This is a genomic window from Pseudothauera rhizosphaerae (assembly GCF_004801305.1).
Classification (GTDB): Bacteria; Pseudomonadota; Gammaproteobacteria; order Burkholderiales; family Rhodocyclaceae; genus Pseudothauera; species Pseudothauera rhizosphaerae.
In genome coordinates, this window is record NZ_SSOD01000002.1 from 248,044 (window position 1) to 272,395 (window position 24,352).

41 protein-coding genes are annotated in these 24,352 nt (G+C 65.4%); 14 read left to right on the plus strand and 27 right to left on the minus strand.

Going from position 1 to position 24,352, the window contains the following annotated elements:
- Positions 1-14: 14 nt before the first annotated feature.
- The 14 genes from E6O51_RS22370 to E6O51_RS03170 form a co-directional block, all read right to left on the minus strand.
- Positions 15-149, minus strand: a complete 135-nt coding sequence (locus tag E6O51_RS22370) for a hypothetical protein (protein ID WP_269140096.1) — start codon at positions 147-149, stop codon at positions 15-17.
- Positions 150-158: 9 nt separating this feature from the next.
- Positions 159-2,192, minus strand: a complete 2,034-nt coding sequence (locus E6O51_RS03110; RefSeq protein WP_136383503.1) for a hypothetical protein — start codon at positions 2,190-2,192, stop codon at positions 159-161.
- Positions 2,192-2,827 (minus strand): hypothetical protein, encoded by a 636-nt coding sequence (locus E6O51_RS03115; RefSeq protein ID WP_136383504.1) that lies wholly within the window; start codon positions 2,825-2,827, stop codon positions 2,192-2,194. Before E6O51_RS03115 ends, E6O51_RS03110 begins: the two co-directional genes overlap by 1 nt.
- A gap of 74 nt (positions 2,828-2,901) precedes the next feature.
- The gene (locus tag E6O51_RS03120) at positions 2,902-3,120 is read right to left on the minus strand and encodes a hypothetical protein (RefSeq protein ID WP_136383505.1); all 219 of its coding nucleotides are present in this window, start codon (positions 3,118-3,120) and stop codon (positions 2,902-2,904) included.
- Between the two features lie 12 nt (positions 3,121-3,132).
- Positions 3,133-3,579, minus strand: coding sequence for a Bbp16 family capsid cement protein (locus E6O51_RS03125; protein ID WP_136383506.1), 447 nt, complete (start codon positions 3,577-3,579; stop codon positions 3,133-3,135).
- A 10-nt stretch (positions 3,580-3,589) separates the two neighbouring features.
- Positions 3,590-4,582 carry a major capsid protein gene (locus E6O51_RS03130; protein WP_136383507.1) on the minus strand — a complete coding sequence of 331 codons (993 nt, stop codon included), beginning with the start codon at positions 4,580-4,582 and terminating at the stop codon, positions 3,590-3,592.
- A gap of 13 nt (positions 4,583-4,595) precedes the next feature.
- On the minus strand, positions 4,596-5,228 hold the full coding sequence (locus E6O51_RS03135; RefSeq protein WP_136383508.1) for a hypothetical protein: 633 nt from the start codon (positions 5,226-5,228) through the stop codon (positions 4,596-4,598).
- A complete protein-coding gene (locus tag E6O51_RS03140) occupies positions 5,185-5,529 on the minus strand; it encodes a Bbp19 family protein (protein WP_136383509.1) in 345 nt (114 codons plus the stop codon). The genes E6O51_RS03135 and E6O51_RS03140 overlap by 44 nt, the downstream gene beginning before the upstream one ends.
- Before the next feature lie 41 nt (positions 5,530-5,570).
- The gene (gp10, locus tag E6O51_RS03145) at positions 5,571-5,897 is read right to left on the minus strand and encodes a capsid staple protein (protein ID WP_136383510.1); all 327 of its coding nucleotides are present in this window, start codon (positions 5,895-5,897) and stop codon (positions 5,571-5,573) included.
- Positions 5,898-5,904: 7 nt separating this feature from the next.
- The gene (locus tag E6O51_RS03150; protein ID WP_136383511.1) at positions 5,905-7,572 is read right to left on the minus strand and encodes a portal protein; all 1,668 of its coding nucleotides are present in this window, start codon (positions 7,570-7,572) and stop codon (positions 5,905-5,907) included.
- 1 nt (position 7,573) lies between these two features.
- Complete coding sequence (locus E6O51_RS03155) at positions 7,574-7,996, minus strand: hypothetical protein (protein WP_136383512.1); 423 nt, start codon at positions 7,994-7,996, stop codon at positions 7,574-7,576.
- A gap of 1 nt (position 7,997) precedes the next feature.
- On the minus strand, positions 7,998-8,423 hold the full coding sequence (locus E6O51_RS03160; protein WP_136383513.1) for a hypothetical protein: 426 nt from the start codon (positions 8,421-8,423) through the stop codon (positions 7,998-8,000).
- Positions 8,408-8,872, minus strand: coding sequence for a hypothetical protein (locus tag E6O51_RS03165; RefSeq protein WP_168735170.1), 465 nt, complete (start codon positions 8,870-8,872; stop codon positions 8,408-8,410). Before E6O51_RS03165 ends, E6O51_RS03160 begins: the two co-directional genes overlap by 16 nt.
- Positions 8,869-9,330 (minus strand): GNAT family N-acetyltransferase, encoded by a 462-nt coding sequence (locus E6O51_RS03170; RefSeq protein WP_168735171.1) that lies wholly within the window; start codon positions 9,328-9,330, stop codon positions 8,869-8,871. Before E6O51_RS03170 ends, E6O51_RS03165 begins: the two co-directional genes overlap by 4 nt.
- A 206-nt stretch (positions 9,331-9,536) precedes the next feature.
- Here E6O51_RS03170 and E6O51_RS03175 point away from each other — a divergent pair, with 206 nt between their 5' ends.
- The 6 genes from E6O51_RS03175 to E6O51_RS03200 all read left to right on the plus strand — a co-directional run bounded on the left by E6O51_RS03175 (position 9,537) and on the right by E6O51_RS03200 (position 11,313).
- Positions 9,537-9,719, plus strand: a complete 183-nt coding sequence (locus E6O51_RS03175) for a hypothetical protein (protein ID WP_136383515.1) — start codon at positions 9,537-9,539, stop codon at positions 9,717-9,719.
- A gap of 18 nt (positions 9,720-9,737) precedes the next feature.
- A complete protein-coding gene (locus E6O51_RS03180; protein ID WP_136383516.1) occupies positions 9,738-9,941 on the plus strand; it encodes a hypothetical protein in 204 nt (67 codons plus the stop codon).
- Positions 9,942-10,059: 118 nt separating this feature from the next.
- On the plus strand, positions 10,060-10,254 hold the full coding sequence (locus E6O51_RS03185; RefSeq protein ID WP_136383517.1) for a hypothetical protein: 195 nt from the start codon (positions 10,060-10,062) through the stop codon (positions 10,252-10,254).
- A 15-nt stretch (positions 10,255-10,269) separates the two neighbouring features.
- A complete protein-coding gene (locus tag E6O51_RS03190) occupies positions 10,270-10,488 on the plus strand; it encodes a hypothetical protein (RefSeq protein WP_136383518.1) in 219 nt (72 codons plus the stop codon).
- Positions 10,489-10,669: 181 nt separating this feature from the next.
- Positions 10,670-11,092 carry a hypothetical protein gene (locus tag E6O51_RS03195; protein WP_136383519.1) on the plus strand — a complete coding sequence of 141 codons (423 nt, stop codon included), beginning with the start codon at positions 10,670-10,672 and terminating at the stop codon, positions 11,090-11,092.
- A complete protein-coding gene (locus E6O51_RS03200) occupies positions 11,089-11,313 on the plus strand; it encodes a helix-turn-helix domain-containing protein (protein ID WP_136383520.1) in 225 nt (74 codons plus the stop codon). Before E6O51_RS03195 ends, E6O51_RS03200 begins: the two co-directional genes overlap by 4 nt.
- Positions 11,314-11,346: 33 nt before the next feature.
- On the opposite strand, the gene E6O51_RS03205 is transcribed toward E6O51_RS03200, so the two are convergent.
- The 13 genes from E6O51_RS03205 to E6O51_RS03265 all read right to left on the minus strand — a co-directional run bounded on the left by E6O51_RS03205 (position 11,347) and on the right by E6O51_RS03265 (position 20,217).
- Positions 11,347-12,807 (minus strand): terminase, encoded by a 1,461-nt coding sequence (locus E6O51_RS03205; RefSeq protein ID WP_136383521.1) that lies wholly within the window; start codon positions 12,805-12,807, stop codon positions 11,347-11,349.
- Positions 12,800-13,312, minus strand: coding sequence for a terminase small subunit (locus E6O51_RS03210; RefSeq protein WP_136383522.1), 513 nt, complete (start codon positions 13,310-13,312; stop codon positions 12,800-12,802). The genes E6O51_RS03205 and E6O51_RS03210 overlap by 8 nt, the downstream gene beginning before the upstream one ends.
- 18 nt (positions 13,313-13,330) lie before the next feature.
- Entirely contained in the window at positions 13,331-13,714 is a 384-nt protein-coding gene (locus E6O51_RS03215) for a hypothetical protein (protein ID WP_211091311.1), read from the minus strand.
- Between the two features lie 38 nt (positions 13,715-13,752).
- Complete coding sequence (locus E6O51_RS03220) at positions 13,753-13,986, minus strand: hypothetical protein (RefSeq protein ID WP_136383524.1); 234 nt, start codon at positions 13,984-13,986, stop codon at positions 13,753-13,755.
- A 10-nt stretch (positions 13,987-13,996) separates the two neighbouring features.
- Positions 13,997-14,629, minus strand: coding sequence for a RusA family crossover junction endodeoxyribonuclease (locus tag E6O51_RS03225; protein ID WP_136383525.1), 633 nt, complete (start codon positions 14,627-14,629; stop codon positions 13,997-13,999).
- Positions 14,626-14,955 carry a hypothetical protein gene (locus tag E6O51_RS03230; RefSeq protein WP_136383526.1) on the minus strand — a complete coding sequence of 110 codons (330 nt, stop codon included), beginning with the start codon at positions 14,953-14,955 and terminating at the stop codon, positions 14,626-14,628. Before E6O51_RS03230 ends, E6O51_RS03225 begins: the two co-directional genes overlap by 4 nt.
- Entirely contained in the window at positions 14,952-15,875 is a 924-nt protein-coding gene (locus tag E6O51_RS03235) for an AAA family ATPase (protein ID WP_136383527.1), read from the minus strand. Before E6O51_RS03235 ends, E6O51_RS03230 begins: the two co-directional genes overlap by 4 nt.
- Positions 15,875-16,153, minus strand: a complete 279-nt coding sequence (locus tag E6O51_RS03240; RefSeq protein WP_136383528.1) for a hypothetical protein — start codon at positions 16,151-16,153, stop codon at positions 15,875-15,877. The genes E6O51_RS03235 and E6O51_RS03240 overlap by 1 nt, the downstream gene beginning before the upstream one ends.
- Before the next feature lie 56 nt (positions 16,154-16,209).
- Positions 16,210-16,482, minus strand: coding sequence for a hypothetical protein (locus tag E6O51_RS03245; RefSeq protein ID WP_136383529.1), 273 nt, complete (start codon positions 16,480-16,482; stop codon positions 16,210-16,212).
- On the minus strand, positions 16,472-17,416 hold the full coding sequence (locus E6O51_RS03250) for a hypothetical protein (protein ID WP_136383530.1): 945 nt from the start codon (positions 17,414-17,416) through the stop codon (positions 16,472-16,474). Before E6O51_RS03250 ends, E6O51_RS03245 begins: the two co-directional genes overlap by 11 nt.
- Positions 17,417-17,582: 166 nt before the next feature.
- Positions 17,583-18,566 carry a DNA-methyltransferase gene (locus E6O51_RS03255; protein ID WP_136383531.1) on the minus strand — a complete coding sequence of 328 codons (984 nt, stop codon included), beginning with the start codon at positions 18,564-18,566 and terminating at the stop codon, positions 17,583-17,585.
- The gene (locus E6O51_RS03260) at positions 18,563-19,951 is read right to left on the minus strand and encodes a helicase-related protein (RefSeq protein ID WP_136383532.1); all 1,389 of its coding nucleotides are present in this window, start codon (positions 19,949-19,951) and stop codon (positions 18,563-18,565) included. The genes E6O51_RS03255 and E6O51_RS03260 overlap by 4 nt, the downstream gene beginning before the upstream one ends.
- Entirely contained in the window at positions 19,951-20,217 is a 267-nt protein-coding gene (locus tag E6O51_RS03265) for a transcriptional regulator (protein WP_136383533.1), read from the minus strand. Before E6O51_RS03265 ends, E6O51_RS03260 begins: the two co-directional genes overlap by 1 nt.
- A 107-nt stretch (positions 20,218-20,324) precedes the next feature.
- Between E6O51_RS03265 and E6O51_RS03270 the strand changes: the two genes are divergently transcribed.
- From E6O51_RS03270 to E6O51_RS03305, 8 genes are all read left to right on the plus strand, one after another.
- Positions 20,325-20,975 (plus strand): LexA family protein, encoded by a 651-nt coding sequence (locus E6O51_RS03270; protein WP_211091312.1) that lies wholly within the window; start codon positions 20,325-20,327, stop codon positions 20,973-20,975.
- Positions 20,972-21,277, plus strand: coding sequence for a hypothetical protein (locus E6O51_RS03275; protein WP_136383534.1), 306 nt, complete (start codon positions 20,972-20,974; stop codon positions 21,275-21,277). Before E6O51_RS03270 ends, E6O51_RS03275 begins: the two co-directional genes overlap by 4 nt.
- Before the next feature lie 5 nt (positions 21,278-21,282).
- Positions 21,283-21,702 (plus strand): YecR family lipoprotein, encoded by a 420-nt coding sequence (gene yecR / locus E6O51_RS03280; protein WP_136383535.1) that lies wholly within the window; start codon positions 21,283-21,285, stop codon positions 21,700-21,702.
- 388 nt (positions 21,703-22,090) lie between these two features.
- The gene (locus E6O51_RS03285; protein WP_136383536.1) at positions 22,091-22,276 is read left to right on the plus strand and encodes a hypothetical protein; all 186 of its coding nucleotides are present in this window, start codon (positions 22,091-22,093) and stop codon (positions 22,274-22,276) included.
- On the plus strand, positions 22,276-22,683 hold the full coding sequence (locus E6O51_RS03290; protein ID WP_136383537.1) for a hypothetical protein: 408 nt from the start codon (positions 22,276-22,278) through the stop codon (positions 22,681-22,683). Before E6O51_RS03285 ends, E6O51_RS03290 begins: the two co-directional genes overlap by 1 nt.
- A 2-nt stretch (positions 22,684-22,685) precedes the next feature.
- Positions 22,686-22,949 (plus strand): hypothetical protein, encoded by a 264-nt coding sequence (locus tag E6O51_RS03295; RefSeq protein WP_136383538.1) that lies wholly within the window; start codon positions 22,686-22,688, stop codon positions 22,947-22,949.
- A 72-nt stretch (positions 22,950-23,021) separates the two neighbouring features.
- Positions 23,022-23,606, plus strand: coding sequence for an ERF family protein (locus E6O51_RS03300; protein ID WP_168735172.1), 585 nt, complete (start codon positions 23,022-23,024; stop codon positions 23,604-23,606).
- Positions 23,607-23,617: 11 nt separating this feature from the next.
- Positions 23,618-24,343 carry a 3'-5' exonuclease family protein gene (locus tag E6O51_RS03305; RefSeq protein ID WP_136383540.1) on the plus strand — a complete coding sequence of 242 codons (726 nt, stop codon included), beginning with the start codon at positions 23,618-23,620 and terminating at the stop codon, positions 24,341-24,343.
- Positions 24,344-24,352 lie beyond the last annotated feature (9 nt).

The window sequence follows — 24,352 nt, forward strand, 5'->3', positions numbered from 1 at the left end:
GCAAACCACGCGCACTACCGGCGCGGCGCGATGAAGTGCCGCCCGCATCGACGGCACTCGAAGACCTTCTCGCCTTCGGCGTTGATGCGCACGAACCGCCAGCGGTGGCGGGTCCAGCGGCAGATGATGGCGTTCAACCAGTTGTGCATCCCGCCATGTTACCCGCCGATGGAAACCTCCATGCTCATCGATACGATAGTCAGCGGGAGCGGATCGTGCTGGCGGATGCACAACTGCCCGCCATCGCCCCACGACGGGGTGACCATGATGGCGATCTCCTCGCTCTTGAGCGCGGGCGGCGTGCCGTAGGGCTCGGTCGTGCGCTGCTTCGTTTCCGTGAGGCTATCGAACGAGGGGCCAGCGAAGATGCCGGACGACCGATAGACGCGCAGCCAGACCTTATTCACGTTCTTCTGCCGCCCCTGTCCGAAGCCGGCCGTCTCGAAGGCAAGCGGCAGGGTCTGCGCATCGGCCTCGAATGGCAGGCCGACATGCACGATGCTCGCTTCGTGTTCCAGCACGATCTGCCCGCCCGTGACGACGCGTTGCGGATGCACAGCGCCGTCTGCCAGGATCGACACCGTGCAGCCTTCCAGGTGCGAGAGCCCGCTGATCTCGTCTGCCGGTGCGCCTTGGTAGGTCAGCCCGCAATCGACGAAGAAGGCGTTCTCCTGCTCACCGAAGAGCCGCGGCGCCATGCGCTCCACGTAGCGCACGGCCTGTCCGTTGATCACCCGACGCACCACGACATACACCGCGTCTTCGGTGCCCTCGGACACACAGCACACCGATTCGAACGTGCCATCGGTGACGTGCTGGTGCCATGCGCCGATCTGCTGCTCGGGCACGTATGTCAGGCCCAGCAGCTTGCCGGATGACGACACGAACCATCCGATGGGCGTCGGTGCTTTCTGAAAGGCGACATCGGCCAGTTCCAGCCCGTCGAATAGGTGCGGCGCACGCAGTGACAGGTCGCCTGTGATGTAGCCGCCGGCCTGCCAGTTATAGGCCAGTTCGCGGGCGTGGCCTCCGCGGGCCGCACCGTAGAGCAGGTTGGTATTCACGATGACCGGCTGCATGTTGCTCGCGCCCACGTAGGACTGAGGGCGCACCGAGACCGTGGAGGGCATGATTGCGTCCGCGCCGCCTGCGCGCCACTCGGCCGACGCGGTGAGCAGCACCAGTGCGCCAAGGGGCACGAGGTGCCGGATCGTGTTGGCTTCGCGCGCGGCCACGCGGAAGCTGATCGCATCATCGTCGCGCGACGGCATCGAGTAGGTCATGTTCGATTCCGTGCCGGAGCGCGTCATCCACAAGTTCTGCGGCGCGTTCTTCGTGCCCGCGAAGCACCTGCGCTGCTCATAGTAGGTCACCGCGCCAGGGTAGTTGCCGGCGCCGCTGAACGGGTTCGTGCCTTCAGGCGGCGTGCGCGAGATGTCCGCCGCGATGTTGTCGTCATTGAATGCGAGTCCGTCGGTCTGCCCGATGTAGCCGTACAGGCCATTGCTCTGCTTATAGACGTTGTAGCGCTTGGCGCCGGTCACCGCGCCCCAGTTGATCGTGTTGTAGGCGTCCGGCTCCAGCAGATCGCCACTGATCTCCACCGCGGACGATGCCGGCGATTCGTCGATGGCGTACTCGCCGACGGCAGTCACCTTGTAGCGGTAGGTCGTGCCGGTGCCGCCGGTGGCCGATCCGGACAGGCCGCCAGGCGCCGCGAGTGAGGACGCGAACGAGATGGCCGCGAGCTGCCAGTTCGTCGCCCCCAGCCGGCGCAGTTCTCGCGGAGCGTGGTTCGGATGCACAAGCGTAAGCACGTCGGCCGACTGCACGTAGTGGATGTCCGGCAGGTCGGCTTCCGCGTAGGGGTTCGCCACTTCGTAGGGCGCGCCGCCATTGAGCAGCGTGGCACCCTGGGTGTGGAAGCGGAAGTAGCCCGCGCCCAGCTCGATGACCATGGTCTGGTCGGTCGAGTAGGTGAAGGGGATCAGGCGCGTCTTCTTCGTCGAGTCCTTCACCGCGCGGACGAAGGCGAACCCCGGCCGGTTGGCGATGGGCCCGTGCGGCAGCACGATGAAGTTGCGGCACAGCGCCAGGCCGGTCTGGTACTTGATGTCATCGATGCGGCCGAAGAATTCCGGCGTGACTTCGCCGCCGCCAAACGACCGCTGGAAGGTTCGGATGTTTGGCATCAGCGCCCCCAGGAACCCGGTTCGATGTGGCCGCGCGCCGCCACCCAGCCGGGCGTGTGCGGTAGCGTGACCTTCTGCTGGTTGGCGTCCTCTGCCGTGGCGCGGGCGAGCACCTGCAGCGCCACGCCGTAGCACTGCTGGGACATCTTCATGCCGGCGTCGCCCTTGATGATCGGCCCGGCCAGGTAGCTCGCCAGCAGCCAGGCCAGCGCATCGACGAAGAGCGGGGAGAACTTCGTCGTGTCGGTCACCCTCGCACGGTAGCGCAGCACGGCCGCCGGCTGCTGCGTCAGGATGACGCCCGCACCGTTCGGCCCGACTTCGCGCAAGTAGTCCTGCGTATCAATGTCATCGGCCGCATCCTGCGGCAGCACCGCCAGCACCGTTACACAATCCGCCGGCGCCGCGTAGGCGTACGCCCAGGCGCCCCAGTCACCGGCGAACGCCGCCAGTTGCGCACGCTTCGCAGCGAAGTGCCATGGGTGCATTGACAGCAGCGTGTCGCGAGCGACGGGGTAGAAGCGCGCGCAGTGCTCCGCCTGCGCAGATCCTTCCGGCGGGTACAGGCTGGATACCGTGGCGTCGTCGCCCAGGTGGCCCAGCGCGAGATTTGCGATGTCGATTTCGGATGCCATCGGCACGTTCCAAGAAAAACGGGGCGCGACGTTGTAGCGCCGCGCCCCGAAGCCACTTCACGCGGCGGAGGAGATCAGACCAGGCCGGCCCCGAGGGCTTCGTTGTCGGCCTTGGTGACGTCGGAAAGGGTTTCGGGGCCGGCCGCCTTGCGGCGCGTCTTGGGCGGCGCGACGTCCGCCTTGTCGGCCGGCACGTACCATGACGCCTTGCTGCCGTCCGGAACGTCGAACCCATCGCACGGCTTGTGGAGCGATCCGCCGTGGAACCCGACTGCGGTTGCGATCACGCGCATGTCACGCTCCCGTTACGCCGCATCGGCGTAGGCCTGCCACTTCGCCACTTCCGGCGTCAGGAAGGCGTTGATCTTTCCGGCCGTCAGCGCCGCAGTGCCCACGTTGGCGATGACGCCCAGGTAGCGCTCGTAGGTGCCCAGCGGCAGCTTGACCGCAGCGGCCACGTAGCCCGCCACGAGGCTCGCCTTCGGGATGGCGCCGGTGGCGAAATGCACCGTGGCCGAACCGTCTGCGGCGATGGCGGCCTGCTCGTCGCTCACAAGCTCGAATGCGACCGTGGCCGAGCCTCCGGACGTCACGGCGGTATCGACCTGGATCACGAGATACAGGTCTTCGCCGTTGCCGATGTCGCCCGGCACCGCGCCCAGGTCGATCACGTCGCCCACCAGCGCGCGGCCAGTGCCTGCGGTGGAGAGCGCGGTCGCGTCCGCGAATTCGTTGCGTTCGTCGATAATCATGTCGGGCTCCTTACGCCACGAGGGCTTCGGTGTTGATGATGGCGTCGCAGCGGCGCACCGGGATGTCGTCGAAGGTCATGACGCGCTTGCCGGCGACCGTCTCCCACGAGAGGTTGCTTGCGACTTTCTCCAGGATGCCCAGGCGCAGCTTCTCGCGGATGGTGCGATTGACGTACCAGACCGCGCGGCCCTTGCCCAGACTCGGGATGCGCTCGGAGAGCTGGATCATCCAGGTAATCAGGCTCTTCGTGTTCGCCAGCGTGTCAAGGTCGCCCACATCGATGTTCGCGATGCGACCGAAGTACCGCCAGTCGCGGATCACCAGGCCGGCGTCCTGCCGGTAGTGCGTGCGGTAGCCTTCCATCCGGCCGCCGTTGCCATCGACGTTCTCGATGGTCACTTGGCCCTTGTCGCTCATCTGCAGACCGGCCTTGCTGCCCTTCGGGTAGATGAAGTGCCCGGTCGATTCACCCCACACCGCGAGCCAGATGGATGTGTTGTCGTCGCCTTGCCCGCCCGCGTTGATGATGTTGTCGGCGTTCTCCGCGGAGAGCGAGTTGTACCGCGGGGCCAGCCCGGTGAAGGCTTCCGGCTTCGTGCCTTCGTTGCCGTAGAAGGTCGTCGTCGCCAGTTCCTGCGAGATGCCTTCGATGTGCGCCCGGTCTTCCGAGAGGCGGAAGGCCGCCGTGTTGCCGTTCAGGTCGGCCAGCGCCTTGTCGACCTCGGCGTACGCTTCGAGCATGCCGCACGAGTCGGTGACTTGCCGGGTCGAACTCTTGGTCGGCTGGACGCCGCCGTACAGCTTGCGCCAGGTCGGTTCGGGCAATCCGGTGCGCACCGTAGTGCGGTGGCCGGTGGGCAGGTTGCCCTCCACGAAAGTGGCGTCTTCGAGGATGGCGTTTTCCTCGTTGAGGATTTCCACGATGGTGGCGATCTTGCCGTCCGGATCGGTGCGCTTCGCCACGTCCAGCAGGGTAGGATTCGCGGTTGCGAGAGTGCTCATGGCTGTTGTTCCTTCAGTTCATGTCGGGGAAAAGGGTCTTGGCCGCATCCTTCGGGCCGGTGGGCGCGCCGCCGGTGACGATGCGGTCTTCACTGATGGCCTTCCCGGTCCGGTACAGCAGCCGGATGAACTCCGGGTGATTGCCCAGGCCGGACTCGTTGAGCAGCGACTTCAGTTCGGGCGAGCCGAAGGCGTCCAGCGCCTTGCGGGCCACGGCCAGGTTCTCGTTCAGCTTCTCGCCGCCGAATTCCTGATCCGCCCGCGCGGTGTCCGCCCACTCGGTGCGCGCCTGCTGCAGGCGTTCCACCTGCTGCTGTTGCGCTGCCGCCGTACGCTTCACCGCGAGGTCTGCCAGCTTCTGCGCCTTCTCCTGACTCAGGCCCAGTTCCTTGGCCGTGGCCTTGATGTCGGCCGCGACTTCGGCATCCAGCGGCGCCGCGCCTTCCTCGAAGGTGAAGTCGGCGTACTGCTCGGGCGCGACTTCCTTCTGCTCGGGCTTGGCTTCGGGTTGCTGGACCTGCTGCTCGCCTTGGGTCTGCTGCTCACCGGCTGCCTGCTGGCCCTTTTCAGGGGCAGCGGCAGCCTCTTGCGATGCGGCGCCTTCAGTGGTCGTTGGGGCTTCCGTCATCATCGTTTCCTGATCCATGCTTCGCTTCCTCCAGCATCGTTGCGTACTGCTCCGGGGCCGACTCGTGGATCATCGCCATCAGCAGCAGGCCCACGTTGCGTTCGCCCTCACGAAAGAACGTTTCACTGTTCCCCGTGAAGCTCGACCTGAATACCCCGGTGCGCTCCAGCAGGCGCCACACGATGCGCCGGCCGCGCTTGTCATTCATCAGCCATTCGAAGTCATCGCGGTCGCGCTGGCTGCGGAACTGCGCGCGTTCTTCATCGCGCCGCTGCTTGCGCTCCTGCCCGCGCAGGTCGAATGGGTCAAATTGCGTCATGGGCGGACCTTACCGCCCACGCTCAAAACCACGCGCACCCCTCACGCCATGCCGCTGTTCGGGTACATGCGCTGCGCGGACGACTGCGCAGCCTGGTCCTGCAGCGCGAGGTCGGTGATTTGCAGGCTGACGTAGCGCTCGGGCTGGTCGTCCTTGCGCTCGTGCGAGCTGACCGAGGTCACCACGGCGCGCGCCGCGATCTCGAACTGCTTGCCGACTTCCGGCAGGTCGATGCCCAGCTTGCGCAGCGCTGCGTCGTCCAGATTGAGGCACAGGCCGTATGGGTACTCCTGCGCGCCGACTTCGTGCGCTTCGGCGAGCAGACTCGCTTCCTGCTTGTCCAGCTTCATGCTGATTAGATTGGTCATGGCGTCCTCACGTGTTGTAGCCGCTGAACATCTGTACGACGTTCGTGAGCGCGTTGTCGCCGGACATATCGGCCGCGGCGAGGTTGCGGGCGGTCTGCGCTTGCTGCGACATCTGCTCTGCCTGCTGCTGCTGCGCCGCGGCTTGGGCGCGCTGCTCTCGGATCAAGGCCACCTGGTCATCGGCCACGATCAGGCGCGGATCGACACCCAGCATGTCGGCGTAGATTTCCGCCCAAGCGTCGGCGTCGAAGCGATCCAGCACGTCCGGCTTCATCTGCGCGATTGCGCCCAGGTTGCCCACGTAGCGATCCACTGAGTTTGTGCCGACAGCGCGCTGGGCCTGCGCCAGCATCGAGACGAATTCCACGTTGATGTCCATGCCCTGCAGTTCGGGCGGAGGCGGCGGCAGCGCACCGGCGCGCACCAGGCGCGCGAAGGTCATCTCGATGAAGGGGTCCAGCAGCTCGTTGTGCAGCCGCTCCAGCACCGGCCCGAGCATCAACAGCTTCTCTTCGTGCCGCTCGGCGACCTCGGTGGCCGTCATGCGCGTGCGGTCGCTGTTGGCGAGCATCAGGAAGAGGTCCGCGTAGAAGGCGCCGTTGATGCGCTCGCGCACGTCCTGGATGTCGTAGAGCAGGTGCTGCAGGTCCAGACGCACTTCGAATGCGCTGCGGATACCGCCGGTGGGGCTCGCCAGATCAACGTAGCTCACCCCACCGGGCAGCGTGTTCACCCCCGCGTTCTTCAGCGCCGTGGGCGCCTGCAGGGGCGGCTTCGTCATGAAGTCGATGCCTTGGGCCTTGCGCAGTTGCTCGTGCTGTAGCTGCTTGATGTCGCCCAATGCTTCCATCGCAGGACTGTTGCCGTAGATGTCGCCGCCGGCTACGGACCAGCGCGGCACCAGCGCGGGGAATTGCTCGAAGCCGGATTCGGAGAGATACCGCCCATCGCGCTCGCCCGGCTCCAGATAGACCGACTTCCATGCCATGTTGAGGTTGTCGCGCTTGGCCGCGTCGCGGTCGTGTCGCGGCTCGATGGCATGCACGACCGGCAGCCAGGTGTCGAGGCTGTTCCGGTCGTACAGGTTGCGCGCGGTGAGGCTCACCTTGTCGCGGCCGAACCATTCGACCATCTGGCCGACGGTCAGCTCGAACTCGCGGTAGAGCGTGCCAATGCCGCCGCGGTGATCGGCCGCGACCGCGTACTCGCCCACGGTGAGGGTGTGGTGGTGGATCACGCTGTCGAAGTCATCGGCCACGATGGTGGCCGCGGTGCCGAATGCGCCAAGCTCTTCGTAGATCGAATGCAGCGCGCGATATGTGTTGCTCGACGCGAAAACGTCCAGCATCAGCCGCGTCACGTCGTGCAGCCACACCTTGACCGGCTCGTGCGCCATCATCTCCGGGTCGGCCGTCCCCAGGCGGAACCACGGCCGCGCCGGGCTGGTCATGCCGGCCATCATGCCGGCGGCCAGCACGCGCAGCGCCCTGGTGCCCGTGCTGTCGTAGATGTGGTTGTGGCGCTTCTCGCCGCGGTTGCGGTCGGCCACGAGGAAGCGCCCCGAGCGGGGCAGCAGGTATTCGCTGATCTCCCGCCAATGGTCCTGCCACGAGGATCGCTCTGACTTGAGCGCGCTCCAGCGGGTCAGGATGCGGCTGTGGGGTGTCTGGTCCATGTCACCGGCCAAGTAGGTTGCTCAGGATCGTGCTCAGCGCCGTGGGTGCGGCCGGCGGCGGCGATGTGAGCATCGTCGCGCCACCGAATGAATCGGGGCTGGTCGAGACCATGCCGGCCGGCTGCTCCGCGCCGCCCTGCGGCTGGCTCTGGTTCAGCTTCTTGAGGCCGCGCGCGTCTTTCTTCTGCTGCGCCTGCATCGCCGCCTGTGCCACCTTGAAGGCTTCTTGCTCGGCCGCGAACCGCTCCTGCTCGGCGGCAAATGCGGCGGACTCGCGCTCGATCTCAGCCTGCACCGCCGCATACTCGACGCGCGCAGCCTCGTACTTCTCCCACTCAGCCAGCGCCTCCCGGTACTGCCGCGCGCCGATTCCGCCAGGTCCACCAACAAAATCCCGCCTCTGCGGCTTCGGGATCGCCTCCACGTCAGCCCCCCAGTAGCGTGCTGCGGCCCAGCGTCAGCGAGGATTCATCCACGCCGGATGGGCCGGTCAGCATGGTCCCGGCCATGCCTTCGCGCTGCGCGTTGCCGGTGAGGAGATCGCCCACATCCGGCGCCTTCTGGCTCGCCTTCTTCAGTTCGCGCTCCTGCTTCGCGGCCTGGTCCTTCGCCGCCTGCTCGGCCCTTGCGGTCGCCGCCTTCTGGGACTCGAACTGCTGCTGAGCGAGGGTCTGCTGGGCCGCGAACTGTTCCTGCTGCGCGGCCATCTGCTCACGCTGCAACTGCATCTGCTGGCGCTGGGCGGCCTGTTGCGCCTTCTGCGCGCTGGCCTGGGCCTTCGCCTGCTTGTTGCTCGAATAGATAGATGCCGCGGCCCCTGCGATGGCGACGGCCGTCACTGCTCCAGACATTGCGATTCTCCGGTGGTGTTTCCGCCCTGTCGGCGCGACAGCAGCAGCTCCGCCTCGTCCGTGAATTCCGCCTCCGCGGCCTCCACGGTGCCGGCCTCGGTCGGGAAGATCATGGTCAGGTCGGTGTCCTCGTGCGCAAGAAACACCTGCTTGCGGTGCGCGCTGGCCGGGATGACGTGGTAGCCGATCAGGTCGATGACCTCGCCACCGGCGAAGACCGTCGCGCGACCGCTGAAGATCAGCAACGTGGCGCGCTTGATCAGCGCCCCGGTCAGGCACACGCCGGCCGGGATGTGAATCGTCCGGGCGTACATGCCGGCGTGGAAAAGATGCCGCGTGTCGATCTCGACCTGGGGCATTGCGCTGGTGATGCGCTCCAGCCGGCGCACCTTGGCGACGGCCTCGCCGCTCATTGGCGGCAGTTGCGGGGCGACAGCAGGCAGGCTCATTCCAGCCCCCGGAAGAACACGGCGTTGGTCTGCCGGTAGTCGCTGCGCGCAGCCATCACGCGCTCCAGCCGGCCACCAGCCGGCGCGCACACGAAGAGGCCCACGGCACTGGCCTCGCGCGCTGCGGCTTCAGCGGCGTACAGCAAGCGCGCGCCCAGCGCGCCGCGGCGCTCGGCCGGCACGACGAAGAAGGACTCCGTCGTGGCCGTGCGCACGCCGAAGTGCGGCAGTACGCTCACGATCAGCACGATGAACCCGACCATCTCGCCACCACGGAAGGCGCCGCGCACGATCAGCGCGCCGGCCGCTTCCATTGCGCGGTAGGTGTCGAACTGCACGATGTGTTCGCCCAGCTCGGGGATGGCTGATTCCTCGGCGTACTGCGCGAACAGTTCGCCCAGGTTCGGCTGCTGCTCGAACTCGGCGACGGTCAGGGGGCGGATGTCGGTGTGCTCCATGCCGCGCACCGTAGCGCGACCGGCGCAAACCACGCGCACTGCGGTAGCACGCGATAAGGCCGGCACGGCGACGGCCGGGGAGTTGATCATCTGCAGCTGGTGAAAAGTTGTTGACTGCACGATATATCGTGTGTATCATGTAGTCACGGTGGCGATGACGCTACCGCCGGCGCCTCCCGGTAGCGGGGCTTACGGGAGAAGAGAAAATGACCACCATCACCGAAAACACCTTCGCGGCCGCCTGCTTCAACCAGAACAGCGTCACCGAGCTCGAACAAGCGCTCGCCGGCAAGGCCGATGCCACCGACTGCGCCGAATGGAACCTCACGCCGGAACAGTGGCGCGCCGAAATCGAGTTGGCTCTCGCCGCCAAGCGCGAAAATGCCTAAGCAATCGGGAGTAAGAAAATGAGCCAGTCCGAAAAAATCATCACCGCTCGCGCGAAAGCCTTCAGCACCGAACCGATGCAGGAATATCGCTTCCGCGTAAGCGAGTCGGGAGAGGTCAGCGTCTATGACGGCGTTGCCGGGTACATCGAGCGCGCATACCTGACCGGCTGGGCAGCGTGCCACGAGAGCCGTGCGCGGCGAGGCGGCGAGCCGTCGAGTTGATCATCCGCAACTTATGAAAAGTCGTTGACTACACGATATATCGTGTATATCATATAGTCACGGTGGCGATGACGCTACCGCCGGCGCCTCCCGGTAGCGGGGCTTGCAGGGGAAGAAAATGAAAGCCAAGCTCATCAGGTCCATCCGGGAGATGCTTGAGTTCCGCCTGACCAAGGCCCCTGACGCCGAGACCCGCGCAAAGGGTGAAGCGATGGTGGCGGAATATCTCGCCAAGGCAGAAGCTCAGCCGGAATCGTTCTTCCATGGCGAAGACTCGCGGTCGATCGTGCTTAAGCTGAACAATCTGAAGTAAACCAGGAGTAAGAAAATGGGTAAGTTCGTCAAGTTCCTGGGCCGCTGCGCGCTGAACGGTAAGCAGATTGCGGTGTATGAAAACGGGGGCGGCTCCTTCCGGCTGTCCGCGGAAACTGTCGGCGGCAAACCGGTGTTCTACAGCTATCGGGACGAACGCGGCAGGTCACACACTGTCGTTGTCGGCGGTTCGGACGCCCGCATCGTGCAGCGCGGGCTGATCGAAATGGGTTAGCTGGAGCATTCCCAGGTCGGCGCTGTCGATGCCCGTACATGGGCAGACGGGATCGGCCGTATCCTCACTGACTCCGGTCGCACCGAAACCGTCAGGGGGTGGGGCTACATGGACGGAGATCTCCGTGTCCTCGTCGATGAGATGGGCCGCGACGCCTATTTGATCCATGCTGGGACCTGACATGATCACCATCGAAAACGACGGCCCGCACCTAGTGCGGACAAACTATTGGGACAGCGCGCCCGCCCAGCGCGGGTACTGCTATCTGTCCTGGAATGCGGGCTGCGGGCGGCTTCTTCTGCCCGATGCGATGGCCGGCGATGTCCGCGAGATGCAGCCCGCGCAATACGTCATCGTCAGCCGCGGCCCCTGGGCCGGGCAGGGCGGCCGGGAGGGTATCGAGCTGCTGTTCGAGGACCGCTCCGACTCGCCGTACTGCCTGCATCTCTCTGTCGAGCAGTCCGACCGGCTGTTGCCGGACGCCGACCAGGGCGGCAATTTCTCGGTCGCGGTTTGGACCCGTGCCGGCCTGCAGATCACCCTCCCCGGGAAATACCGTCATGTAGCGGCAATCCCGTGCCTCGACCCCTGGGTAGAGCAATGACGCCCGACCGTCTCACTCCCGACGCATTCGCCGCCCTCGCCGCCCTGCATCAGACCCGCAGCCCTGCGGCCCAGGAGGCCGCCCGGCTGGTGATGGTCGAGGGACTCAGCCAAACCAAGGCCGCGGCGCGGGTGGGTGTCTCGTCGGGCTCGGTGAGCAATGCCGTGGCCACCCTGCGCTCTCGCCTGGCGCTCGCGCGACGTGCGGCCGGGGTGGAGTAGCCTCGCCCCTGCGGCGCGCTTCACGCACACGCCCTACCTCAGGGCTGCGTATGGGTCGTAGTCGTTCGAGGATTGACCCTGCGGAACGCCCGGCGGATGTCGCTTGATCACAGGGAAGGCGAAGCTGAGTACCAGCGCATCTGCCCTGTTCGGGCTTGGCACGCCGCGCGCCTTCATGTCCTTCTTCGCTTCGATCTGCACCTTGCCATCTACCCGCGGCACGACCTCCGGGGCCTGAAGTTCATCTCGAAGTTGCGGGTCTTCCGGGATGGCGCCGCCTGACTTGAGCCAGTCCCGCGCGGCCTTCCACATCTCGGCACGCTTGTTGAACGCGCCAGGATCGCCAGAGGCAGACGCGAACCACACCAGCGTCCAACTGCGGCCCATGCCCTGGCCGGCGGACACGATGCCTGTGCCGAAGCCGGCATCGACGAACACGGCATCCGCGCCTTCATCGTCTTCGAACTGGGCCAGCTTCTGCGCCACCACCAGGTCATTGTCGTTCTTCGGCATCACATGGAGGATGCGGAATGCCAGGCCCTGGCGCAGGCCGATCACAAGTTCATCGTCGCCCTCCCACGCCGGATCGCAAGTGAGGATCTTCGGTGCGAAGTCGTACTGCTCAGGCCGCAGCACGCGGCCGTAGGCGGCCGAAACGTCGGCCTCGCCGATGAACTGCCGCGCAGACATCGACGGGAACATGCCGCGCACGCGAACCTTAAAGAAGTCGCTATCCTCACCGTAGTCAGCCGCCCACTTGGCAATCTGCTCCTTGTTCGTGCCCTCGACAGTGCGGCTGTCGATCTGACGAGTCATCCAGCGGTGCTTGAAGCGACGGAAGCATTCGCGGAAGCGCCCGGCGTTGCGCGTCGGGTTGCCGAACGCCAGCCAGATAATCTCGGTATCCTCGTCGGTCAGCGCGCCCTCGGCGACCTCCCACACCTTGTCGCTGATGGCCGACGCTTCGTCGAAGATCAGGACGATACGCTTGCCCTTGTTGTGCAGGCCGGCGAATGCCTCGGTGTTGTGCTCGGACCATGGCACGAAGTCGGCGCGCCACGCCTTTGCGTGATCCTTGTCCATCGCCGCTACGCTGGTGGCCTGGACATCCAGCCAGTGCGACGTGATCGACGTCCTCTGCCACTTGCCCACCTCGGGCGCGGTCTTCGTGCGAAGCTGCGTGTCCGTGTTGGCCGTGATGACGACCTTGGCATCCTCGCACGTCGAGAGCGCCCAATTCACCACCATGCCGATGGCGGCAGACTTGCCGATGCCGTGCCCGGACGCCCTCGCGATCATCAGCGGCTGGAATCGTGTCACCGGGCTCTGCAAGTGGTCTCGAATCTCCGCCAGCATCTCCGCCTGCCACGCGCGTGGGCCTGGGTGGTCAGCAAGCTCCCCGACTCCCCAGTCATACGCCATGCCTACCCATCGCAGCGGGTCGCGCGAGCACTCCGCAGCCAGCTCGATCAGCTCTGCATCAGGGTCAGCCATTGCGGGCGCGCGCCCTCGCCAGGCGTTCAGCGAGCGGGCCGACGAGATTCACGTCCAGTCTGTCGCTGAACATCCCGAGGTGGCGCATCGCGTTCGTGATCGCCTGGCCCTTGTCTGCGATCTTGTACTCGGTCACGGTCGCGGTCGTGCCGTCTGCGCTTGCGACGGTGCGCACTTTCATCCCGGCGATTGCTGCCGCGGTGTCATCGTCCAGTTCCGTGACCTGCTTCGGCGTGCCGTCATCGTTGAGCAGCCGGCGCGGATCGAAGAAGGCCAGCCGGGCGAGTTCGAGCAGCACGCGATCCTGCGTGACCTCGGTGCGCCGCTCGCGGGCCGTCATGCGCTCGGCAACCGCTGACGCAACCCAAGTTTTCCCAAGAAGTTGCGCGCCAATCCGATCTGCCGTTTTCGCGCTGTAGCCGGCACGGATGGCCGCCTGCGTCGCGTTCAGGTCGATCAGGTACTCGCCCACGAACTTGGCTTGCTTCGGAGTCAGTCCTCTCATGGATTCACCAAATCAACATCAATCATGCGCACCGCTCGACACGTCGCGATCAGACCGCGCACCGTTACTGCCGTTCGTGGTGCGCATGGTTTTCCCGCGTGCGCATGGTTCGGCATTGCTCAACCGCACGACGCGCTCCAGCCACGCCGCGCCGCCCATTCGATGAATCTTTGCGCGGGCGGGCAGGGACAGCATGAATGTCGCACGGACTTTCTCTACCACGCGCACAGGCTCAGCATGGCCTTGTGGCGTCACGCCACCGCGGCGGCGGCCGGACAGGATATCCCGCACGCAGGACTTGCTCACCCCGTACCGCTCGGCGAGCTTCGCGTAGCTCATCTTCGGCGCCTCTTCCGGGCCGCGGTCCTTGATGAGTTGATCCACCTCGGCATCGGTCAGCACGTGCCGCGGGTGTGCTTCGCCGACGCGATAGCCCCGCCTCATACCACATGCCTCCACGTCTCGCCCTGCCGGGCCCGCTCGATGGCCGACTTGCTCACACCCAACCGCCGCGCCCATTCGTGAGCCGGAATGACCCATGTCGTCTCCCGCAACTTGCGCACGATCTCCGCATTGAGCTTCGACTGCGGCAAGTCCTCGCCGCGCTTCGTGAATTCATGGACGCGCGAAAGATACTCGCGCCAGTCGATGCCGTGTTTGCTGCCTCGCCTCATGCTGCCTCCGTTACTCAAAGCACACCCCCATCTCCTGCGACGCATCGGCCTGCACGCGGTCCAGGTACTCGCTGAACTCGCCCACCGTCATCTGCGTCGTGCTCTTCCTGCGCGTGACGATCTCGCCGGACGGCAGCACGATCTCCTCCATCACGCCGAACAGGCGCGCGTAGTGCTCGTGCCACACGTCCTTGTCGAAACGCCGGCCATTCACCCAGGCCTGCTCTGCGATGGTCGTGAGTACCGGGCCCCAGTAGAAGCGGTTCTGCTCCGCATTCCGTTTGCGCTCTTCCTCGGTCACGATCACGCCCAGCCCACCGCGCTGGATCGGCTCGGCGATCACCGCGGACAGCCTCACGACCTGCTTGTCGTCCAGGTAGGCGACACCGTTCAATGCGTCCAGGGCGACCTTGATGCAGTTGTCCAAGTCAAGGCGCGACCGGCTGGCCGTGCCGTCCTTGTTCTCCCGCGGGTGCAGCGCCAGATGCACACTGACAGGGCCTGCGAGCGGGCGGCGACGCGAGAGCGCGAACAGGAACCCGGCGTCCTTGCGGTACTGGACCGCCTCGGCGCTGCGCACGACGCGGCCGCCGAACACGCGCCAGTACCGGTTCGCGCTGATGGGGTACGGAAGAATGATCATGCGGCTTTCCTCCTCTTCGCTTCATTCTCAGCGCGCACCGCGGCGCGGATGCGCTCCGCACGTTCGGTGTCGCGCTCCCGCTGCAGGGCCTGCTGCCGGTAGTCGGCCATCGCGCACCGCATCCATTCGGCGTCCCCGGCGTGCTCCCGCACGGCCTCGCTCGCCTGCGCGTAGCTCGACTCGAACTCCGCAGCGCTGATCTCCCCGCACTCGCGCCGCCAGCGCCAGACGGACTTGAAGTCGGCGCGGAACTGCTCCATGCCAGCGGCACGTTCTGCGATGTCGGCCCGAGCGGCGCACGCGGCCAGTTGATCGGTCAGGCTCATGGCTGGAACCTCGGCTGCAGCATGTTCATCGGTGCGCGGCTTGAGGTCTCGACGAACTGCATGCTCGCCGGGTCGAACCAGAAGCCGACGCGGCCCTCCCAGTCGCCATTGCGCTGCTTGTCGCAGATCAGCACGGCGTCCGGGTCCAGCTCGGAGAAGTCGCCGCCCTTTCGGATGGCGTCCTCTTTGGCCTTGTTTCGCCACCATGTGAGGACGTTATCCACCTGGTCCGTGATCGCACCGGAACCCTTCACGTCCATCTTCCCTGGCGGGCTGTTCTCGTCCTTCCCCTTCCGGCTGTGGGCGACAAGATGCACATGCAGGCCGGTGTCCCTGGCGACGGTGCAGATGCGATCCACGAAGATCTTCTGCGCGGTGTAGTCGTCCTCACCCAAGCCGCACTTCGTGAGCGAATCAAGCACGAAGTGCGCGCACTGCTTCACCGTCGCGGCGTAGCGCATCACGCCGATCATCTTGTCCGCGGAGACGGTGCCCTGCTGGTCGTACATCCAGATGCGCCGATCCGTGAGCTGGTGGAACATGCGGATGCTGTCCGGGTCCGGCTTGCTCGTCCCGAAGGCCTGCCGGCACATTCGCGCCAACGTGACGACCGGCTTCATCTCCAGAGAGGCAACGCAGCACGTCGAGGCCTGCGCGACCAGCCCGACGGCGAACTGCCCCAGGGCGAGGCTCTTGCCGTGGCCGTTGTACCCGGCCCACAGCGTGACTTCTCCCGGCCGGAACAGCAGCTTGCCGTCAGTGCGATCCCACGGCAACGCCTCGCCGCGCGGCTTCGAGTCATCCCAGAAGTAGCCCACCACATCATCGGCATACTCGCCGGACGAGATGACTCGCTGGTCGTGCTCGGTCAAGTCCGCGTAGGCCGAGAAGTCGATGTCGTCGGGGATAAAGCTCGCCATCAGACCCTCCTCCAACCCGCGCCGCGCACCCACATGAACCCCGGCCCGTCCTGCAGCTCGGAGATGATCGACACCATCACCGAGTTGGCCAGCGCGCAGAGCTTTTCCGCGAGCCGGCGCAGCAGGTCCGTGCGCTCGTCAGCGATCAGCACCACGGCGCACCCGACCAGCGCACGCCAGTCAAGCCGCAGCGCGGCCGCGGTCGGGCGCACAACGACGTCCGGGAACGAGTCGGGCCACTGCCGTGCCTCCGGCGCATCGGCCAGCGTGACGAACACGCACGACGGCTTCTGCCCGGCGTGTCGGCGGCGAGACAGCAGGTCCAGCGCCCGGCTCACTGCACGCACCCGTCGAACACGGAGCGCGCCAGCGCGATGATGTCGCCCAGGGTTGGCACGCCATGCCCGCGGATATCGGTGCGGATGCGGCGCAGCAGCAGGGCGTACTGCTGCGCGGAGAGCGAGGACAGTTCTTCGCCCCACACCCTGCGAACGTTCGCCAGCACCCCCTCGTCCTGGATGCGGTTCGTCACCGCGCCCATCGTCACGGCGTCCAGCAGGGCGATGACCTCGTTTGCCCTCTGCTCCGCGGTTTTTTCACTGCCCATGGCTTCCTCCGATCAGCCCCATTTCCGTCAGCAAGCTCCGTCGCCCAGGCCTGCCGGGAGACGCACGGGCGCCGTTGATCAGCGGCGCTTCCTTTCGCACCCAGGTCCGCCAGGTCGCCTGCCAATCCACCTTCACGGCGTCCTTTCCGGCTCGGCCGAGCCAGTAGTCGCGGAAGTTGTCGGCCACCCAGCGCACGTGCTCCGGCGTCCATGTCGGCTGCTCGGCCAGCGCCCATTCGCCCCATGGTTTCGGCAACGCCCAGTCGGCAGGTAGGCGTGCTCCTCGTGTTCGCCGCGGCGGGTCCATACCCTGCAGGGGCGGTGCAGCCTCTGCGCCAGGTCCATACCCGGCGGAGTGGTCTGCAGCGAAAGGAAGCTCGTCCTCGTCGAGGGGCGGAGCCGGAGGCGACGCATCGGGCGGTTCGGTCAGCAGGTCGGCTTGCACACCCCCTGCACCCCCGACCGAAGGGAGGGGGTTTACTCTTCTCTCCTCTTCTCTAGCGTTCGTTTGCGTTCGCTCTTCGTTCGGGGTGCGTTCGTTTGCGTTCGTTTGCGTTCGCTCTTCGGAAGAGGCTGCCTTTTCAAGCGCCTTGCGTTCGCGCCAATCCTTGGCACGTGCAGCAGATCCATCCTCCCGCTTCGGCTGCCTTCTACCCCATCCGGTGACGCTCAATCCGTCCAGCGTCTTGCCCTGCATTGCCTCCCTGATGGCTGAAACAGCCTGGGCATCCATATCCAGCCCGGCGGCGGCATCCTCGTCGTCCCACCCGACCAGCGTCCCGCGCTCAGAAGATGCTGACGCGCACTCCAGCATCGCCGCCCACACGGCGATGACGGTTGCCAGCGAATGACCACACCGCCGCGCGATGACGCGGAATTTAGGGTCCGTCACGCTGCCGTGGTGCCAGCGGAACCAGTCGATGCCGCCGGACACTATGCGACCTCCCTACGGCCACCGACAGAAGACCGCCGCGCGACCTCGCAGAGCCACTCGGCCAGTGCTGGCGGAGTGTGTTCCCGCTCCGCATCCCACACGTCGCAGCCGGGCAGCGTCTTGTAGATGCTGTCTGCACGAGCGAAGAGGACGGCTACCGTGCGCATCACGCTGCCTCGGCTTCGAGTGCGGCAGGCGGCGGCGCGATGTCCAGCAGACCGAACAAGTCGGCCTGATGGCCGCTCGTTTCGGCGGCGGAAAGGTTCTTGACGGCCTGCTGGTAGTAGGCCGGATGCAGTTCGGTGAGTATCGCCCTGCGGTTCATCGAAAGCGCCGCGACGCCTTCCGATCCGATCCCGCCGAATGGCGAAAACATCACTTCGCCCTCGTTGCTCCACAGCGCCAACGCCCGCTTCGTGATGTTCAGCGGCATCGGGCAAAGGTGCTTCTCCGCGTCCGGATCGTGCGCCTGCTTCGCGTTCAGCACGTCCGTGGCCGGCAGGTCAAAGTCTCCGCGCCCGGACTGGCCAGGCTGGTAGTTCCACACCGGCGATGCCAGTTCCTGCCATGCCTCCAGCGGCACGCGGCTCTTCGGATGCACTACCGGCCGAACCAGATCCTCCTCGCCCGGCTTCGCCCACTTGCGGAACACCAGCAGGTACTCCGGCATCCCCACGCGGCAGAAGCTCGCATCACGCTGGAAGGTCTTCCACAACAGCCCGTGTGCGTTCGTTTTCGCGCGCTCCAGTACCGGGTCGCGCCAGATCGTGATCCGGCAGTGGAATGTGAAGCCCTCTTCAAGATGCAGTTGCGTGCAGAGGTCAGAGAACGGACGCAGGCCGGCGGAGCCATCAGCGCTGGCATTCTGGTAGAAGACCAGATCCTTCACATGGATCGCTGTCAGCCTGCCGGGGCGCAGCACGCGGAATTTCTCGCGCACCAAGTAGCGGTATTGCTCGATGAACTCCTCATCGCTTGCCACGTTGCCCATGTCTGCTACCGACTCCGAATACACGTAGAGAGATGAGAACGGCGGCGAATACACGCTGATGTCGATCGAGTTGTCCGGCAGGGATTGTGCGAACTTCACGCAGTCTGCGTTGTAGGCGGCCCAGCCTTCGCCGAAGGCCTGCTCGATGATGTTGTTCATGCCATCTCCTCAGTTTGCAGCCATGCCGGCAAGCGCGCGGCGCTCGTCGGCTGGTAGGCGTGCTTCACATGCTTGACCAGCACCTCGCGGCGCATGGCCTCGAACATCTCGCGCTTCATCGCCTCGTGATCAGCCTTCTTGCGCTGGATCGTCTGCCAGATGGCAAGCTCGGTCTCCGCCATCGCGACATGGCAATCTACCGACCGCTTCTGCCCGAAGCGCCAGAAACGGCGGACTGCCTGGTAGAACATCTCGTAGGAGAAGGACAACCCGACGAAGGCCGTGCGCGAGCAGCGCTGCCAATTGAGGCCGAATCCGGCGATGCTCGGCTTGCTGACGAGGATGCGGATGTCGCCGCGCGTGAATGCGTCGAGTCGCTCTTCCTTCATTTCCGTCCGCATAGATCCACGAACTTCCACCGCGCCCGGCAGACTGGCCATGATCGCGTCCGCGTCGTAGTCGGTCTCCACCCACACCATCCACTGCTCGCCAGGTTCGCCATGCACAATCTCGGCAATCCGGGCGGCGCGGTCGTTCGCGGTGAGGCGCTTTTCCATGTGGATCGCCGTGGCCGACGTATCGGGTATGCGGAACAGCATCCCGTCAGCGCCGGCCGACATGTCCGTCTCGACGATTTGCTGATGGATGTTGAGCGGCGGCAGCTCGAAGCCGTCGTCCGAATAGCCCAGGTCGGACGGCTTGCAGACGCACCGGGCCCAGCTCGCCACCCAAGACCAGAACGGCTTGACGCCGTGGCGCTTCAGGCGGTAGCGGCCCATCTCGGACTGGTCGGCGATGAACCAGCGCGCCAGCATCTCGGAGGAATCCATCGCGCCCAAGAACTGCGAGTGCTGGCCGAGCTCCATGTGGTCGTTCGGGGCCGGCGTGGCCGTGGCCGCCAGCCTCCAACGCATGTCGCGCCCGAAGTTCATCAGCGCACGCGAGGTCCGGCCGGTGAAGCTCTTGACGATGGAGGACTCATCCAGGATCAGCCCGCCGAACGCGTGCCGGTCGAACAAGTGCAGCCGCTCGTAGTTCGCCACATACACCCGCGCCCCTGTCACGTCGGACTGGTCGCGGGCGATGGTCGCATCCACCCCGAATCGCTCCGCCTCGCGGATGTGCTGCTTGCCCACCGCCAGCGGCGACAGCATCAGCACGGGCCGGTTCGTGTGCTCCACCACGCGCCGGCCGTACTCCAGCTCCACAACCGTTTTGCCGAGTCCAGTGTCCAGGAATGCGGCGCCACGGCCAGCGCGCAGCAGGAATTCCACGGTATCGCGCTGGTGCGGGAAGAGGTGAGCGGGCAAGTCCGGCACGCGATCCATGCCGGCCAGCGGCGCGCGCACTTCCTTGCGGCGGATGAACTCGTCGTAGGAGATCATCACCGCACCTCGCTCGCGGTAGCGGGCTGGGCATCATCCGCCGGAGCATCGGCCAGTTCCGGCCAAATTTTTTGCCAGTCGTCCGGTCGCAGGTCGCGGCGGGTCACAGCGCCGCCGGTGGCGCGCTCGATAGCGACGGCGCGGACGGGCGGCACAGGCCGTACTCCACTCCACTGACTGATGAGCACCGGCGAAACGTTGATTTGTCGCGCCAGAGAAGCTGCCGTGCCGGGGCCGCTATTGATGCAGTAGGTCTTGAGGTCCATTAGCGTAGGGATGATTAATTTCCCCTACAGACTAGCGAAACGCGAACGTTAAAGCAATAGCGTTGCGCGCATTCCGTGCGTTTGCGTTTTGCTATTTAATGGGACGCATGAAAGACATCGATCAAATCCGCCGGGACAACATGACCGCAATCGAGCAAGAAGTTGGCGGCCCGACAGCCGCCGCCGCGCTCGTCAAGATGTCGCAAGCACAGTGGTCGAACCTGCGAGCTGGTGCTGCGGACAGCAAGACAGGAAAGCCACGCGGCATGCGGAAGGACACCGCCCGTAAAATAGAGGCCGGGGCCGGGAAACCGCCCGGCTGGCTGGACGAAGATCACGGTGAAGACGGCAACACATCGCCGGCCTTGGAGCGCACCGGCCGCGTGCCGCTGATCTCCTGGGTGCGTGCTGGCGAATTCGCCTCCGCGGCGGACTTACTTCAGCCGGGCGACGCCTATGAGTGGATCGACACCAGTACGCCGGTTCGCGCGCACACGTTCGCGCTACGTGTCGAAGGGGACTCGATGGAGCCGGAGTTCATGGCTGGCACCATCCTCGTGGTGGAACCAGATATCGCGGCCCAGCCCGGCGACTACGTGATCGCGAAGAATGGCGACCAGGAAGCTACATTCAAGCAACTCGTGCGCGATGGTGCAGACCTATACTTGAAGCCCCTCAACCCCCGCTATCCCATCAAGCCGCTGGGCGACTCGACCATCGTCGGCGTGGTGCGGGAATCTGTGAAGAGGTACAGATGAGCACGATATGGGTTATCTATTTCACAACCGGCATCCTCGCTGCCGTGATCGCACTTCCTTGGCGCAAGGTTGAGTCCCCGGCCTATGAGCACTGGGGAGCGTGGGTCGGCCTGTGGCCAGTATTGTTGTTGGTATCGGCATGGGCTGGAGTGCTCGCCTACCGCAATGCGTGGCGGCGATACCACGACCGCCGCGAGGCACATGCACAGCGCGAAGACGCCCGACTCGAAGAGCGGTCTGTTTTCGCGAACTATGGGGCGGGCAAGATCGTCCGCGAAACCTACTTCAAGCGAAAGGAGTAGCCGCGATGGCAAGAACCGCTGGACTGCTATCCGCCGCACTGCTCGCGGCACTGACATCCGCCTGCAGCACCACGGAGAAGATGCGCTGGGTTGCCGTTGGCGGCAGCAAGGCGGACGGCGCGGTGATCCTCGGCATCGACGTTCCCGCGAAGATGGGAGTTCGGGAAACGCTCGTCGAATGGGATGAGCACCAGGCAAATGCAGAGGCCGAACGGCGATGCAAGAATTGGGGATATACAGGAGCGGAAACGTTCCGCGACGATTTCCCGGTTCAAGTGGTCTGCCACGCCCAGGGTATCAGTCCGTGCTGGTCGAAGACCTATCGGATCGTGTATCAGTGCGTAGGAGAAGCAAAGAGCGCCCCGCGCCTGCCTCCCGTGCCGTCCAGCGGTAGCCCCAAGCCGGCACAGATCGACTATTTCTAGCAGCCTCTCGCCCCCCCTTCCATTGCCCGCCTTGAGCGGGCTTTTTTGCGCCCACATGTCGAACGCAGGAAACGCATTGCGCGAAATTTTCGCGTAACGCTATTGACTCGGATGTTCGCGTTGCGCTAAATTACACCCATCGCAGTACACCGCTGCGACCCGGCAGCCCGGCGCGAAGCAGCGCAAGTCCAAGCGGGCACAGTGAAGCGGCATATCTACGGAGAGACCGCACGGGGCTTGGCAGGCAGTACCTATCGAACGAGGAGAGTCGAACGTGGAAAAGCACACACCGGGACCTTGGTCCCTCGACGGCCGCAGCGTCGTCTCGGGATTGGAGTCCAATGGGAATTGGGAAGCCCTTGTTGCGGATATCCCGAGCTACTGGCAGGTGAGTCGGGAAGAACGCGACGCCAACGCCCGCCTGATCGCGGCCGCGCCGGATCTGCTGTCCGAACTCCGCAACGCGCTGTCCTTCATCGACGAGGCGGTGTCCGCCGGGGCTCTCGACGCTACCGAGGTCGCGCAGCAGTTCGAGCGTGCCCGCGCCGTCCTCGCCAAGGCGGAGGGCGTGTAATGAGCATCACGCCGCAACAACTGAGCCGCATTGTCATCGCGCACAACCTCACGGCCATCGACGCCCACCTGGCGCGCGATGACGAAACGGAGCGCCGCAACGAGGCCATCGAAGCCGCCGCAGATCTGATCTGGCGCAAGCGCATCGCCATGCCCGGCAAGCCGGAGTTCGTCCGGCCCGACCGGCTGCGCGAGGGAATCACCGAAGTGATGGGCACCGCGGACGACGACGAGATTGCCGAGCTGGCGCAACTGGCCGCCGGCAACGTCGAGCAGTTCGGCCGCGTGCTGGAAGAGCGGGTCCGGGATTACTGGCTCGCAGACTGCATGGAGCGCGCCCGGCAGCAGATCGACCGCATGGAGCGCGAGGACGCAGCGGAAGACTCGCGCTCGCAGACGGAGAGTTGATCATGCGAGCCATCCTCTACATCTACCGCGCGTGGCTCCGTCTGCGCCTGCGCATCGCCATGGCTGACCTCGACACGATCCTGACGCTCGACTGGCCGGCCGGCGAGGCCCGCAAACTCGCCGAGATCGCGGAAATCGAGCGGGAACTGGACCTCGTTGCGAATCGCGCCAAACGGTGTCGGCCGGTGTCGGCCGACCGGATCGTGATGGCCGTCATGGTGGCCGGCGCGCTGCCGGTGATCGCGCTGCGCCTGGCCGGGTACTGACCATGTACGACGATGACAACGACGGCGGCCTGCAGTGGTTCCAGCAGGCCGGACAGCAAGAAGAGGGAATCCATGAAGAACATCGCATCCGCGCTTGTGAAGGCGCAGAAGAACTTCGCCCCTGCGCTCAAGACCAGCTCGAACCCGCACTTCCGTTCTAAGTACGCCGATCTCGCGGCCTGCGTCGAGGCGGTAGTCGATGCGCTGAACGGTGCAGGCATCGCGCTGATGCAGCGCTGCCACGAATGCGATGACGGCGTGATCGTGGAGACCGTATTCGTGCATGAGTCCGGCGAGACCATGGATGCCGGCAAACTGCACGTGCCGGCATCCAAGGCGGACCCGCAGGGGTACGGCTCCGCGCTGACCTACGCCCGCCGCTACTCGTTGATGGCCGCATGCGGCATCGCGCCGGAAGACGACGACGGAAACGCCGCCTCGGGCAAGAACAAGTCGGCTGCGCCACCCGCGCCGCCGCAGGCTCAGAAGCCGTTCGACTTGGACGCCGCGCTGGCCTGGATCAGCAAAGGACAGACCATCGACGAGGTCAAGCAGCGCGCGCGAAGTGCATACCGGAAGGCATCAACAAACGAAGAGCATTCCCGCATCCAGATCCTTGTCCAGGAACTGGAAAAAGCCGCGCTCGCATCCGCATGAGGAGTCACCACATGATCATCACCCTGGACATCGAGACGATCCCCAGCAGGTCGCCTGCAGTACTGGACGCCCTGCTCGCCGAAGCCGCCGCCGAGAAAGCCGCGGTCACCGCGCCGGCCAACTACAAGGACTCGGCCAAGATCGCCGAGTACATCGCCGCCAAGCATGCCGAGATCAACGCTTCGGCCGACGAGCGCATGCGCAAGACCGCGCTCGACGGTGCGCGCGGGCAGATCGCGGTCGCTGCGGTCGCGATCAACGATGCCGAACCGGTCTCGTTCTGGCGCAAGGACTGGGATGACCCTGGCGCTGAGCCCTTCGTCCTGCGCAGCCTCTTCACCTACCTGAACACCGCCGTCGAGTCCAGCGGCACGCGCCCCGTGTTCGTCGGCCACAACATCGTCGGGTTCGACCTGCGCTTCATCTTCCAGCGCTGCGTCGTGCTCGGAGTCCGGCCGCCGATCTTCATCCCGTTTTCTGCCCGCCCCTGGGACGAGTCCGTGTTCGACACGATGACGTCGTGGGCCGGCGTCGGCAACCGCGTGAGCATGGACAAACTCTGCTCTGCGCTCGGACTCTCGGCCAAGGGTAGCGAGATCGAAGACGAGATCGACGGCAGCCGCGTGTGGGATTTCGTGCAAGCCGGCCGCATCGCCGACGTTGCAACTTACTGCGAGGGCGACGTCATTCGCGCCCGCAACATCTATCGCCGCATGACGTTCGCGGCTGCCGATTGAGGAGAACAT